Below are 13,976 nucleotides of genomic sequence, written 5' to 3' on the forward strand. Positions count from 1 at the left end.
CTCTTGTCGGCACCCGACAGCCTGAATCACGAGGGGCACGTGTTCTGTCACGTGAGCATGGGCTTAATAACAAACCCGTTGTAAGCGTTGGAGGTCTGCATTTCGAAATATTTTTGCTGGCTGTCGGGGGCGGGGGTGACGCCGTGCAGAAACAGCGTCACGTGTTGACCAGGCGCCAGATACGCAAAATCAGGATCGCCAGACCTTACTCTGACCTTGATCGGCAGGGACTTGCCGCCAGCATTGAACTTGCGCCATGTCGTGACAGAAAAGGTGTTTTTGAAAAGTGTTACCGAAGCCTGGCCGAAAGCGATGATGCGTTCACACTCCAACGATGCAATGTCCCTGCTTGCGACGCCAAACTGACCAAAGGCGTCGAAGTAAGTCAGCGCCCGGGCCGCGATGTGAAGCGGGCATTGCCGGCGATCGATCTTACTCATTAACCACCAAGCATCAACGACCTCACGCAAGGTACCAGGATGCAGCGCCGGGGCGGCCTGGATCTGCATAGCAAGCGAACGCATTTGAGCCAGGGTTGGTTTGGTAGCCTTGTGTCCTTTCGCAATTGCGCCCAGATGGCTTGGGATGATCTGCGGCGGCGGAGGCGAGTGTCTTTGCATAGGCACGACGGGGATTGAGGACGCCGTTGTTTTTTTCTTTTCGTTTATGCAACCAGATACATGGGATTCCGGAGCTCTAAAAAATACGTTGTTGATTTTTGCTGGCACCACTTCGACAAGGCATCGAGGATTGGGGCAGAAATAGAAAAGGTCTCTAGCGGTGTACGCAAAACTCACCGACGCGTTTGCATCCATCTCCCAGCATACTGCTGTCGTCATCAACTCATCAGTCATGCAATGTCCTTATCCTGTATCTATGGGTATACAACGCAAATCCAGAAGGTGGGTTATGTTAGCTGAAGTTATTCGCGAGACTGACAGTGATTCCAAGGCTGATACTGGATAATCGTCCGCTATGGGTCGAGGCTGTGTGAAAACGTTTTAGAGCGCGTCTGACATTCAGAATCGGAACGAAAGTCGCGTTCCTACGTAAATTTTCGGTCTGCTGACTAACCAACAGCCGACAGATTTTACGTAGAAACGCAGACTACAAAACGGTGCATGCGTTTTCACACAGCCTGGGTCGAAAGCCACCAGTATCCACTCAGGCATCGTGCAAGTATGGGTCAGAGACTCATGCCACCATCCCATCAAGGTTGCTCACGCTCAAGCAGAGATTGAGCCTCTAGGGCCTAGCCAGGGTAAAACCGAAGGTCAATACGCTTATAAGATCGGCGAAAAAACAAAGCGCTACATCGAGAAATATGGCATTCCCTGTGGTAGCTGGTGACCAGGTGCGGTGGCCACTTCCTCCTGGTCACGGACGCATCAAATGCCCCTTTGCGAAAACAACCCCACGGAAGACCCGCGTCAAGCGCGTATCGGCGTGTTTTCGCGCTGTATTTCGCGCACGTCCGTCGCGCATTGGTCCTTGCGCGAAGCTCTGCCCCGTCAAAGTCTCACGCAGCCCTTCACGCAGTGATTTCACGCACTGAGAGCTGCGTGAATACCTGACAGGCACCTGACCGATTGGTGAGCGTCAGCATAGGCTCATGACCGCAGTAAGCAGCCAGGTACGCACGATTGGTACGCATTGGCGGGTGCGTGCCGGCGAAGTTCGCACCGAGGTTCGCACTTCTGGTTCGCACCCTCTTACGCAAAGCTGGTGCGAACCCGGCCAGTGGTTACCACGCTGGATACCATGGAAAGTTACCAATGCAGCGGTTGCCAGTCGCTGGTTTCCACTGTGGTTTCCACGGTATTGCAGTGGTTTCCACTGGCAACCTGCCCAGTTGCGGAAGAATCAATGCCACGGCGCGACGGGCTTGCCGCCCCATTTGCGAAACCCCTCATGCAACAGGCTCAGACTGCGCCAGCAACGAGTGTTGAATTCTACACACCGTGTAGATCCCAACACGCCGGCGCTGGCAATTACTTTGACCACGCTTTGACGGAATGTGAGACAGGTATGAGACGAATCCCGCGCCTGGTCGACGTCTGAGGCTTTTCTCCATGCGGCGGCCGTCAAACAAGCAGGCTTGGTCGTCTCATACCCCTGACAGACCCCAGACGGATTCTGGACAGGCTCTGGACGGTCTACGCAGCGGCAAGGTCGGTCGACTCCGCCAGAGAGCCGCAACCAGCCTGGGCGGAGGCAGATCGGGCAGCAGGCCGGATAGCCCCAACGTCCAGAAACGGGAAAGGTCCACGACGGTGATTTGTGAGGATGGTGAGCCACGGAGACATCAAGGAAAGCGAACCCGAACTCCTTGACGGAGCCTTGACGAAATTTTTGACAGGTTTAGACGGTTTGCTCCGGCGCCACCACTGGTTGGCGCACTGAAAGCCACGCAGGGCAGCGCTTTGCGAGCATTCACGCAGTTTGGCCAGCACCAGCCTCGTCAAAAATTCCAGACTTGGCCGTCAAGGTAACTGCTTGATCAATCGCCAGGTCCACACCAGCGGGATGGGGTGGTGAAATACAGGGTCGACTAAATCCTTAGCGCGCCAAGCAATACTAGACAGACCCTTGACGGATTTTCGTCAGAAGGCGCCATACAATTCCGCCGCAGCCCACGTCCTATAACGTCTCCAGCTTGAAAGGCGGCGTGCTGGGGTATGATGCTCGTCAAAGATTTATTCAGGCGTCCGCAGACCTGACAGCAGGTTGAAACAGGCGATCGACTCAGTAACGCACGAACTGCTCTCGCATGAGGTTTTTCCACGGCAACTATGGCACCGCAGGGAAACAGCCTACCTTCAGGATGGTGCCTTACAATGAGCGGTCCGTACCCCCAGAGAGATCAGTCAGATGAGTCAAGAGCCAAGCCCTCGTTCAGAGGCCGCATTGCCAAAAATCGAAGTGTTCGCGGAAGGGAAGTACTTCCGAGTGGACTGGGATTATCAGGAAGCTCCTGAGAGTAGTGTCTTGCTTGAGAACCAGCTCCTGAATGGGTACATCTGGGGCGTGATCGCCGCTCTCCGTATCGCTGAAAAATGCATCAGTTGCGCAACCCCTAGAACTGGAACGATCAAAGGGCTAGAGAAGGATGTCGCGTTAAGGTTTGCGGAGCTTCTGACTGAAGCCCTCCACCCGGTAGTGACTAGGGAATACATGAAACTTAAGCGCGAGGCCAGTTGGCCGCATGTGAGGCATGCCCAGGAAAATGCTGCGCCCTAACCTGCCCTACCGAAATGGGAGCGCAGGCATTGCCGCCAGCTTTGAGCGCGACGACCGACGCCAGCGGCTACCAACCCGATCAAAACACTTATGGGCCGTCAAGGTACCTTCTATTGTGTAGGAAACTGTCAGCGTCACGGCTCATCGAGCCCTCAGCATTAAATTGCTTTAAAAACAAAAATTTAAGTCTGTAAACAAGCATATGAACGCGCTGCTCATAAATTCTCCCCCAGTAAACGCACGTGCATTTTGGCTATGGAGCAGGTCGGTCGCCATACAAAACTGAGTCAATGTTTTCGCGTGAGGCCTGCTGAATCGTCTACCGAAAACGCAACTGAACGCTAAGCAAAATGTTTAGTTTGGTGTATAGTTTTCGCATGACCTTCCCTTATTCCAATGCGGAACAGGCTTAAAATGACCATTCGTACAGGGCTTCTGAAGCGCTCGCCGCTAAAGTACGTCGTCGCGTCCGTAAGGTTCGCCCCATGGCCCCTTCTGGGCAGCAAGATCGCTGAAATCCAAGACGCCATTCGTGATATCGCTCCCCTGATGCATACCATCGAGATCGAGCAGCTATCACCAAATGGCCAAACGATACAAAGATCCGGCACGACTCGTGAAGCCTGGATGTTTATGGGTGCCGACAAAAGTTTTGGCATTCAGATGTCGCCTGACCAGCTTTTGCTATTTACAACAAGTTATACGCGCTTTGCCGACTTCATTAAAATTTATAGGCAAGCGTTAGATATACTCATAAAGCATATGAGATATGTTGACGTTATAAACATGGGCGCTAGATACATTGACTATATAAAACTATCGTCCGAAGAAAATCTTTCAGACTATATTTCAAGTAGTTTCCTGCCGCCTATAGCAGCAGGCCATAAAAGCGTTGGCGCGAACATAGTAAGCGAATATAGCGTAGACAACTCAAAACTTCGCGTAAGTTCGGTAAGCATGCCTGGCTTGATCCCTGTACCCCAAGACATTCTTGGCATACTGATGATGATCGATCCTAAGCCAATTCAACTTACGCCGCTGACAGACAAAGAACTTGTATTTGATATGGACGCCATCAAGGTTTTTGAAAAACCGACGAAGATGTTGGCAGAGCCTATACTAGAAGAACTGGACAATTTGCACACAACCGCAAATAATTTCTTTAGACAGCCTGACGTTTTTACTGACTATGCATTCGACATATGGAAAGGAGATCTATAATGTTCGTTGACGCATATGCAACTCAACCAGTCGACTATACTTCATCCCCATTATATGGGCGACCTGTTCAGCTGTGGACATCAGAAGCGTCTGCACCGATATCTGAGCAGATTGGTGCGATACTAGTTAAAAACGAATACGAAAGCAATTGGACTGGGTTGCAGCCAACAAGAAAAAATTCGATAGTTTTTGTTAACAAAGAAACTGCCGACATAAGGATTTCGCTCACAACGACCACCTCTTTAAAAAAGGAAAAGAACAAAGATAACACCAATGTAATTCTCTTTGCTGACCAGCTCGAAGCTGTGCAAGAGAAGATGAAACTTTCTATAACTCAAGTAGCAGAGCTATTTGGTGTAACAAGAAAGACTGTCTATGATTGGTACGAGGGAAAGACCACACCTCGTAGCGCTGCGTCCAATCGTCTGGAAATTTTGTCAGAGATAACAAATTCCAAACCTAAGAATTTTGATATTGGCAGACTGAAAACAGTGTGGAATGTGCCGATCTCTGGAAAGTCGTTTCTTTCCGTAATACAGGATGAAAACTTAAACCCAGTCGAGTTGCGGGAAGAAGCTTCAAAAAAACTCGCCGAACTTGGGCCACGCCTGGCACCTACGGCTGCCAATGGAACGGCTATTTATCTGGGCGATGCACACACTTCTGATGTAGATAGAGATACAAATGCAGTCTAAATCGGATGTAGTGCAAGCAATAAAAGACGGCGCCTGGTGGCAGGGCGCCGTTATCGCCGCATCACGAGTCGAGCATCTCCACAAAATAGAGGGGGTGGATTTTTGGGTCGTCGCGTCCCAGACGTGCAATTTGTACAATCAGAATTTTGAGAAAATACCTAGTTTCGAAGTTCTCGCAGCGAAAAACATTGGCGAGTGTAACCCGCAGTTTATTAAGGGCGACAACCCAAGAATTTTGCATTTAGAGGCGATTTGCGAGGAATCTACTGTTTACCTTGAAATTGATATACAGACACGGGCATGGCTGCCTCGTGAAGCCATGGCAGATTTAACGGCTCCTGATTACTTGATTTGTGACGCATTTGCAGAGCACGATCCCAACTGGATAAAAAAGCAATGGCTGGATCTTTTCTCGGGTTGGATAGGTAGAAGCTATACGAGAGTAGCTCTACCCGATGATTTCAACACTTCCCTGAATGACTGCAGAGTAAAGGAAGTAATAGAGAAAAAACTCACCAAGCATGCAAATGATCTGTACGGTATATATATTTCATTATTGCCTGACTCTGAAGGACCATGGAACGGAATTCTCGGCCTCATGCCACCACCTTATCAGCTGAGCATTTTGCTGATCACTTATATGGAGGCAGACTTAGATTCGATATTATCCAGCTTTAAAAAGCAGCTATTCAACGACAAAATCGCCAGTGGGAAAAAAGACGACAACGGGAAGCCTATTGAGACAACAAGAGCTGAGCTTGCTGCCAGCTTTGATATACGAATAATTAAGCAAGGCGTCCAAGCAATGACTATCGGAGAGGTCAGCCTCCTGGATCTCAAACAGTACGTCCGATACTCACTTATAGATCACCACTCTAATTCGATGATGGCTACCGGAATATAATTGCATCCATTCTCATAACGTCTCATCTCAAAAATTTTCCAAAACAAAAATTGTCGCAGCTTGCATCAATGGAATTTGCCACTCCACCCTTATGCGATTATGATAAATATTGAGCATACAGCGCCATCACCCCGGCCTAAATATCAAATCAAAGTTGAAAACACCTCACTTCAAGAGGTGGCACCTCGTGCCATTTCCCGTTGTTTACAAGTACAACAATGAAGAAATTTTTTATTTCTCCCACTGCACTGAAACGGGGTAGTGGCTGCTAGGCACCGAAACGCTTTCAAAAATATAGATTTAAGCCCATACCAATTCTTTTTTATCCAGTGCTCATGCTTTGAGATGTCGGAAGATTACTAAGGAACCTTTCGTCGGAAGAAATTCGCAGAGAGGCCGGCCAAATCGGCACGGTGGGGTGAGCTCAGAAATGGAGCCTCATTTGAAAAAGAGAGTAGATTTGTGAGTAGATCCAAGAGACTGAACCAATGAAACCCTTTAAAAACACCACCTACAGCCTTCTGTTCGATTCCGTCTCTGGCACCACATTCAGCTTTCATGTGGTGTCAGCATCACGTGAAAGCCCAACAAAAAACCCGCCTCGTGCGGGTTTTTTGTTGTCTGCGTTTTTTTGATTGACCTGCAATCCCTGGGGTCAGCTTGCATCAGCCCAATGGATGTTCRGCGTACGAACTCCACCACCGCTGAGGTCAACCGCGTAACGTAATTCGCGGCCATTACGCTCCGTCACAACGACGTACTTACCTGCGGGCAACTGAGTCAAAACAATCGGGCCCGCCTGGTCCAGCGACAGTACTTCATGACCTTTCGGCCCCTGAATGGCTACCTTGACGTCAGGCACGTACTCATTGGACGGCCCAGTGGAAAAAGTCATGTGCAAGTTATAGCCACCCATCCGCTGGATTGCGCACGACTCATCCTGACCGATACCACCGGACATGAAGTTAACGCCGTTCTGTTGTTGCTGTTCCAGCTGCACGCCCTGCGGGTCAATCGGGTCACGACAGACCTCCGCCTGAACACTGGAAATAGGCAAGCCAGCGAGCCCAAGCAGGGCAACGCCTGATAGCGCGAGTAAACGCAAGGATCTCATGATGACGACTCCCGGACCCGTAACGGGTCCAACGAATGCGATGCCACCCATGAAGCCGATGCCATAAAACGGTGACACCCAGTGCTATCCCCAACATCACAGCTCAAACCGAAAACCGGTAAGAATACTGCTTACACTTTTATGACTTCCCGCTCGGATCCTTCGTTTAGATCAATTGGTTGTGAAAGCCGGCGCCGATACGACTACCAGTTGTCAGCCAATTCACCCACCAAGCCGCTATCGCGAACCACCGAGCAATCGCTCCTTGGGAAATTCACCGACCTGCGCTTCAATAGCACCCTCCCCCTTGCTCCTGAACTAAGGATCGAAGCCCATGGCATCGGCGAACAAGCAGCACAAAAGAACCCAACGCGCGAAAGCCAAGGCCAAACAAAATCGCGTGCAGCGCGCGAGTGCTCCGGTCGAACTGGACCCGAACGATGAGCGTATCGACTTTGAGTCAGTAGACCTGACCGAGCTGTTCATAAAAATGCGCGATGCCGAAAAGACCAGCCAACAAGCGCTGTGCACGGCTTTTCTGGAAGACCCGCTGCTCGAAATCGTGTTTGAACAGGAAGGCGAAGAAGGCGCCACCGATTTCATCCTCGCGGCACTGATCGAGTATCGCCAGTGGTCGACCGAAGCGGACGAAGCCCAAGCCCTGGCATGGATCGAAAGCCCGCAGTTCCAGGCGGACTATGTGGCCGCCTCCGAGGCGCTGGTGAAGTCGCCACGGTAATTTCTGCGAACCGAAAGAACGGCTGCTGTCGGCGATGACAGCGGCCGTTTTTTTGTTATGGCGCGCCATCACCGAAAAATACCAACAGATTGTTCCCCCGCAATATGACGTCTATCGTTGGCAGCAAACCGCGCCCAGGCCTGCATCCAATGACTCTGTCGAACACGCCCTCACTGGCACCGTTGTCGCCAGCCCGGATTGAATTGCCGCTGCCAACCACCGGCCCCAGTGAATCATTCAAAGAGCCAGCCGCCGATGGTTTTGTCCTCGGCGGTTTTGCCTGGCGCCATTCCCTTCAAAATCCCAATCGCCCGGTGGTGATCATCAACGCGGCAACTTCGGTGCGCTGCCGGCATTACTTTCGTTTCGCCGATTACCTGTTTACCAACGGTTTCGATGTCATGGTTTACGATTACCGCGGCATCGGTGAATCCCGGCCTGACTCGCTGCGCGGATTCAAGGCGTCCTGGTCGGACTGGGGCGCGCTGGATTTCGAAGCCATGCTGCAACGGGCGACGCGGGAATTTCCAGGCCAACCGATTGACGTAGTCGCTCATAGCTTCGGTGGCTGCGCGGCAGGGTTGGCCGCTTCCGCAGAGGTGATCCGGCGCCTGGTCACCGTGGGCGCGCAGTTCGCTTATTGGCGCGACTACGCCTCGGCCAGCCGCTGGCGGATGTTCATCAAATGGCATCTGTTCATGCCGCTGATGACGAAGCTCTACGGTTACTTTCCCGGCAAACGTCTCGGCTGGCTCGAAGATACGCCCGCCGGCGTCGTTCACGACTGGAGCACGCCGGCCGCTCGCTACGAAGAGCGGCCCAGTGGCCGTGTAATCGCCGCAAAAGCCCAAGCCCTGCCCTTCGCCGCCGTCACCGCACAAACCCTGGCTATCAGCCTTAGCGACGATCCGTACGGGACGATTTCTGCCATCGAGCGCTTGCTCGGCTACTTCAAGGCCAGTTGCAACACGCACCTGCGAATCGCCCCAGAAGACATCGGCGAAGTGGAGGTCGGACATTTCGCCTTTTTTCGCAGCCCGTACCAAGCCACACTATGGCCCATTGCATTGTCCTGGCTACAGAACGGCGAATTGCATCCCGACACGCCAGGACGGTTGGTACCACGCAGCGTACCCACCTGACTGCGCTCTCCCACACGAATACGGAACGAAGTAGATGGCCGCCACGAACAAGCAACAGAAACGCGCCAAACGCGCCAAGATCAAAGCCAAGCAGATTCGCATCAGCGGCAGAAAGCCCATCGCCATGCATGACGACCCGAACGCGCCAGCCGAGCAGATACCTGAGTACACCCTGGCGATGTTCAGCAAAATGCGTGAGGCCGAGGCCATTGGCCGCAACGATATGCTGCTGACCCTCCTGTCAAACCTCAGCGAAATCATCAACGACCATCCAGAATTGCTGGATATGGAAAACGCCGAGAACGAAGCCATGGCCGCCACTCACCTGGCCGCCGACATGCTGATCGACTACCGCATGTGGACCGATGGCATGGACCGTGAAGCCGCCCAGGCCTGGCTGACAGACCCGCAGTTCATCACCGACTTCGGCAATGCGCTGGACACCTACCGCGAGTCGCTGGAAGAGCCAGAGGCAAAAGCCGAATAACCCCCCCTGAAGAAACTTGCGAAAACAAAAACGGCCGCTGTCATTCCTGACAGCGGCCGTTTCTTTTTAACGTTCATCACCCTATCGAAGAGCTGGCGCTACCCTTCATCAGCCCCAGCGTATATCCCGTTGACATATCCCCGCCACAACCTATTCTTGGGCTCTAAGCGCACCAAAAGCGGAGGACACCCCAATGGAACAGACCACCCTTTTCATGAGCAATCGAAGCCAGGCCGTCCGCTTGCCCAAAGCCGTGGCAATGCCTGAAGACGTCAAGCGCGTCAATGTTGTAGCCATTGGCCGCGCTCGCATCATCACGCCGGCCGATGAAGCCTGGGATAGCTGGTTCGATGGCGATAACGTCACTGCCGATTTTATGGCCGACCGCGAGCAGCCGGCCGATCAGGAGCGCGAGTCGTTCTGATGATCAAATACATGCTCGATACCAACATCTGCATTTTTACCATCAAGAACAAACCACAGGTCGTACGCGAAGCGTTCAATCGCCATCACGGCCAGCTGTGTATAAGCGCAGTCACGTTGATGGAATTGATTTACGGCGCTGAAAAATCGGCGGCGCCGGAAAAGAACCTCGCCGTCATCGAAGGTTTTGCAGCTCGTCTTGAAGTCCTGCCCTTCGACTACGAAGCCGCTGCCCACACCGGAATGATTCGCTCGGAACTTGCAAAAGCCGGGACGCCGATAGGCCCTTACGATCATATGATTGCGGGTCACGCGCGCTCACAAGGGTTCATTGTGGTGACGAATAATCTTCGGGAATTTGAGCGTGTTCCCGGATTGCGCGTAGAGGATTGGATACACCTCGATTGAACTCGGCATCAGAAACAAAAACGGCCGCTGTCATTCCTGACAGCGGCCGTTTTCATTACGAAGCGTGAATCAGCTCAACACGACCGCGCCACGCTGTTCCAGTTTGCGACGGCGAGCCACAAACAAACCGGCCGCCACCACCAAAAGGCTCAACAGCCCCGTGGCAAGGATTTCCACGCGATGGGCATCCTGAAACAGCATGATGGTCAGGGCCGCCACGATGAATACGATCACCGCGTAGGTCAGGCCCGGAAACAGCCACATGCTGAAGGCGATTTTTTCGCCGCGGGCCATGCGCTGTTTGCGCATGCGCAGTTGCGAAATCGCGATCACCAGGTACACCAACAGCGCAATAGCGCCGGAGCTGGCCAGCAGGAATTCGAACACCGCAGCCGGGGCCACGTAGTTGGCGAACACCGCGAGGAACGCCGCGCAGGTCGACAACATGACGGCCCAGTACGGCGTGCCGCTCTTGTTGGTGCGCTGGGAAACGGCCGGTGCATCACCACGCTTGCCCAGGGAGAACATCATGCGGGATGCGGTGTACAGCGCCGAGTTCAGGCAACTGGTCACAGCAACCAGCACCACGAGGTCGACGATCAGCTTGGCATTCGGGATGCCCATGCGCTCAAGCACGGTCTGGTAGGAACCGACGCTGGCCAGAACCGGGTCGTTCCATGGCACCAGCGCCACAACGATGAAGATCGATACGAGGTAGAACAAGCCAATCCGCCAGATCACCGAATTGGTGGCCTTGGAGATTTGCTGGCCAGGGTTCTTCGACTCCGCGGCCGCGATGGTCACGATCTCGGTGCCCATGAAGGAAAACATGGTGGTCAGGATGGCGCCCAGTACCGCGCCCATGCCGTTTGGCAAGAAGCCCTGGGTGTCGAACAAGTGCGAAACGCCGCTGACCTGGCTGCCTGGCAGGAAGCCGAAGATCGCCATGACACCGAGGACAATGAAACCGATGATCGCCAGGACTTTGATCAGAGCGAACCAGAATTCGAACTCACCGTAGTTCTTCACGCTGAACAGGTTGGTCACTGTCAGCAGCAACGTGATGATCAGGGTAAATGCCCAGATGGCCACGTTAGGGAACCAGGCATGCAGGATAGTCGCGGCGGCGTTGGCCTCCAGCGGGATTACCAGAACCCAGAACCACCAGTAGAGCCAGCCGATGGTGAAACCGGCCCAGTGACCGATGGCGCGATCGGCGTAGGTCGAGAAAGAGCCCGTGTCCGGAGAAGCAACGGCCATTTCGCCAAGCATGCGCATGACCAGCACGACCAGCATACCGGCAGCAGCGTAGGCCAGCAGCACGGCAGGGCCGGCGGCAGCGATGGCGTGACCCGAGCCAACGAACAGGCCGGCGCCGATAACACCGGCAATCGACAGCATGGTCACATGGCGCGGTTTGAGCCCCTGTTCGAGGCCATTAGAGCTTTGGGTGCTGCTCATTGAAACTACCTTTGTAAGGAAAAGCGATTGCCTCCATCCCGCTTGGCGTCCTTCTCGTAAAAAGAATCCAACGGGGCGTTCCTTATTCTGCACGCAATAATTGCGCCAAAATGTTTCACTCCGCCGGTTTACGCGGGCTGTACGGCGACTGAGCAGTCATCGCAAGCCATTGAAATTAATGGCACTTAGCCAGAGCGTTACCCTGCCACCCACTTCACAAACGAATTCACGCACCAGAAACACACCAGAAAAACGGCTCACGCACAATAAAAGTGCAGATCGGGAACGTTTGTCCGGTTAGCGCTTCCAACACCCGGCCAAAGCTGGCACCATCGCGCCTTTTTTTACGCGACACCCACACAGACATGGCTTCAAACGGGGCATCGGTTGTTGATGGCGCGACAGTCTGCTGCGCTGATGCGACAACCCGTCACGCACTGCCCGTCTACGCCCCGTGGGGCTGTTGGCCGCCATTCGACCGCCATGCTAGCTTGGCGCCTCGCCAGGAATGCCCGGCCAACAGCAGGAGCACAACAGACACAATGAGGACCGCACATGGCTGAGGCCACGCCCGCGCTTGAAATCCGCAACTTGCACAAACGCTACGGGACGCTTGAGGTGCTCAAGGGCGTCTCGCTGACCGCACGCGACGGCGATGTGATCTCGATCCTGGGCTCCTCCGGTTCCGGCAAGTCCACGTTCCTGCGCTGCATCAACCTGCTCGAAAACCCGCACCAGGGCCAGATTCTGGTGGCCGGCGAAGAGCTCAAGCTCAAGCCTTCGAAAAACGGCGAACTGGTCGCCGCCGACGGCAAGCAGATCAATCGCCTGCGCAGCGAAATCGGTTTTGTATTTCAAAACTTTAACCTGTGGCCGCACATGAGCGTGCTCGACAACATCATCGAAGCGCCGCGCCGCGTCCTCGGGCAAAGCAAGGCCGAAGCCATCGAAGTGGCGGAAGCCTTGCTGGCCAAGGTCGGCATCGCCGACAAACGTCACGCCTACCCTGCAGAACTTTCCGGTGGCCAGCAGCAACGTGCCGCCATCGCCCGTACCTTGGCGATGCAACCCAAAGTCATTCTGTTTGATGAGCCGACTTCCGCGCTTGACCCGGAAATGGTTCAGGAAGTACTAAATGTGATCCGCGCCCTGGCCGAAGAAGGTCGCACCATGTTGTTGGTCACCCACGAAATGGGCTTCGCCCGTCAGGTGTCCAGTGAAGTGGTGTTCCTTCACCAGGGGCTCATAGAAGAGCAAGGATCGCCCCAGCAGGTGTTCGAAAACCCGCTTTCGGCGCGCTGCAAACAATTCATGTCCAGCAACCGCTAACGGAGCTACCTACATGCAGACTTACAAAAAACTCCTCCTGGCCGCGGCCGCAACACTGGTGTTTTCGGCCAATGCAATGGCCGCCGAAAAACTGAAAATGGGCATCGAAGCGGCTTACCCACCGTTCAACAATAAAGATGCCAGCGGCCAGGTGGTCGGTTTCGACAAAGACATCGGCGACGCCCTGTGCGCCAAGATGCGGGTCGAATGCGAAGTCGTTACCTCTGACTGGGACGGCATCATTCCGGCACTGAACGCCAAGAAGTTCGATTTCCTGATTTCCTCGCTGTCGATCACGGACGATCGCAAGCAAGCCGTTGATTTCACCGACCCGTACTACTCGAACAAACTGCAGTTCATCGCACCAAAAAACGTCGACCTCAAAACCGACAAGGACTCGCTCAAAGGCAAGATCATCGGCACCCAGCGCGCCACCCTGGCCGGCACCTGGCTTGAGGACAACTACGGCAACGACGTCACCATCAAGCTGTATGACACTCAGGAAAACGCCTACCTGGACCTGACCTCCGGTCGCGTCGATGCGATCCTCGCCGACAAATACGCCAACTACGACTGGCTGAAAAGCGACGCCGGCAAAGACTACGAGTTCAAAGGCGAGCCGGTTGTATCCAGCGACAAAATCGGCATTGCCGTGCGCAAGGGTCAGGACGAGCTGCGTAACAAGCTGAATGCCGCATTGAAAGAAATCGTCTCTGACGGCACCTACAAAAAGATCAACGACAAGTACTTCCCGTTCAGCATCTATTGATTCTGACTGGCCTGACCGGCGCCGTACTCTGACGGGGCCGGTCC

At 53.8% G+C, this 13,976-nt stretch carries 14 protein-coding genes and 1 pseudogene; 12 read left to right on the forward strand and 3 right to left on the reverse strand.

Annotated elements, in window-relative coordinates; genetic code table 11:
- Positions 1-47: 47 nt before the first annotated feature.
- Positions 48-854, reverse strand: coding sequence for a hypothetical protein (locus tag AC1DIH_RS02785; protein WP_427544659.1), 807 nt, complete (start codon positions 852-854; stop codon positions 48-50).
- A 313-nt stretch (positions 855-1,167) separates the two neighbouring features.
- On the opposite strand from AC1DIH_RS02785, the pseudogene AC1DIH_RS02790 reads away from it, so the two are divergent.
- The 5 genes and pseudogenes from AC1DIH_RS02790 to AC1DIH_RS02810 form a co-directional block, all read left to right on the forward strand.
- Positions 1,168-1,350 (forward strand): annotated as a pseudogene (locus tag AC1DIH_RS02790) (DUF2931 family protein); the annotation flags it as partial.
- Positions 1,351-2,871: 1,521 nt separating this feature from the next.
- A complete protein-coding gene (locus tag AC1DIH_RS02795; RefSeq protein ID WP_427544657.1) occupies positions 2,872-3,240 on the forward strand; it encodes a hypothetical protein in 369 nt (122 codons plus the stop codon).
- 414 nt (positions 3,241-3,654) lie between these two features.
- A complete protein-coding gene (locus AC1DIH_RS02800; RefSeq protein WP_427544655.1) occupies positions 3,655-4,461 on the forward strand; it encodes a TIGR04255 family protein in 807 nt (268 codons plus the stop codon).
- Entirely contained in the window at positions 4,461-5,156 is a 696-nt protein-coding gene (locus AC1DIH_RS02805; RefSeq protein ID WP_427544654.1) for a helix-turn-helix domain-containing protein, read from the forward strand. The genes AC1DIH_RS02800 and AC1DIH_RS02805 overlap by 1 nt, the downstream gene beginning before the upstream one ends.
- A complete protein-coding gene (locus AC1DIH_RS02810; RefSeq protein WP_442114526.1) occupies positions 5,146-6,060 on the forward strand; it encodes a hypothetical protein in 915 nt (304 codons plus the stop codon). The genes AC1DIH_RS02805 and AC1DIH_RS02810 overlap by 11 nt, the downstream gene beginning before the upstream one ends.
- Before the next feature lie 655 nt (positions 6,061-6,715).
- Here the strand turns inward: AC1DIH_RS02810 and AC1DIH_RS02815 are convergent.
- Entirely contained in the window at positions 6,716-7,174 is a 459-nt protein-coding gene (locus tag AC1DIH_RS02815) for a hypothetical protein (RefSeq protein WP_477770491.1), read from the reverse strand.
- Positions 7,175-7,508: 334 nt separating this feature from the next.
- On the opposite strand from AC1DIH_RS02815, the gene AC1DIH_RS02820 reads away from it, so the two are divergent.
- The 5 genes from AC1DIH_RS02820 (at position 7,509) to vapC (ending at position 10,373) form a co-directional block, all read left to right on the forward strand.
- Entirely contained in the window at positions 7,509-7,913 is a 405-nt protein-coding gene (locus tag AC1DIH_RS02820; RefSeq protein ID WP_103319692.1) for a hypothetical protein, read from the forward strand.
- Positions 7,914-8,062: 149 nt separating this feature from the next.
- A complete protein-coding gene (locus AC1DIH_RS02825; protein ID WP_477770492.1) occupies positions 8,063-9,055 on the forward strand; it encodes an alpha/beta hydrolase family protein in 993 nt (330 codons plus the stop codon).
- A 34-nt stretch (positions 9,056-9,089) separates the two neighbouring features.
- Positions 9,090-9,542 (forward strand): hypothetical protein, encoded by a 453-nt coding sequence (locus AC1DIH_RS02830; protein ID WP_477770493.1) that lies wholly within the window; start codon positions 9,090-9,092, stop codon positions 9,540-9,542.
- Positions 9,543-9,735: 193 nt separating this feature from the next.
- Positions 9,736-9,966: a type II toxin-antitoxin system VapB family antitoxin gene (vapB, locus tag AC1DIH_RS02835; protein WP_054595147.1), complete on the forward strand. Its 231-nt coding sequence runs from the start codon at positions 9,736-9,738 to the stop codon at positions 9,964-9,966.
- Entirely contained in the window at positions 9,966-10,373 is a 408-nt protein-coding gene (gene vapC / locus AC1DIH_RS02840; RefSeq protein ID WP_477770494.1) for a type II toxin-antitoxin system tRNA(fMet)-specific endonuclease VapC, read from the forward strand. Before vapB ends, vapC begins: the two co-directional genes overlap by 1 nt.
- Positions 10,374-10,442: 69 nt before the next feature.
- Here vapC and gabP read toward each other — a convergent pair whose 3' ends face one another.
- Complete coding sequence (gene gabP, locus AC1DIH_RS02845) at positions 10,443-11,834, reverse strand: GABA permease (RefSeq protein WP_347928635.1); 1,392 nt, start codon at positions 11,832-11,834, stop codon at positions 10,443-10,445.
- A 555-nt stretch (positions 11,835-12,389) separates the two neighbouring features.
- Between gabP and AC1DIH_RS02850 the strand changes: the two genes are divergently transcribed.
- Both AC1DIH_RS02850 and AC1DIH_RS02855 read left to right on the forward strand, forming a co-directional pair.
- The gene (locus tag AC1DIH_RS02850) at positions 12,390-13,163 is read left to right on the forward strand and encodes an ABC transporter ATP-binding protein (RefSeq protein ID WP_427544641.1); all 774 of its coding nucleotides are present in this window, start codon (positions 12,390-12,392) and stop codon (positions 13,161-13,163) included.
- Positions 13,164-13,176: 13 nt separating this feature from the next.
- Entirely contained in the window at positions 13,177-13,932 is a 756-nt protein-coding gene (locus tag AC1DIH_RS02855) for an ABC transporter substrate-binding protein (protein ID WP_427544639.1), read from the forward strand.
- Positions 13,933-13,976 lie beyond the last annotated feature (44 nt).

The organism is Pseudomonas sp. 05N36, assembly GCF_056397385.1.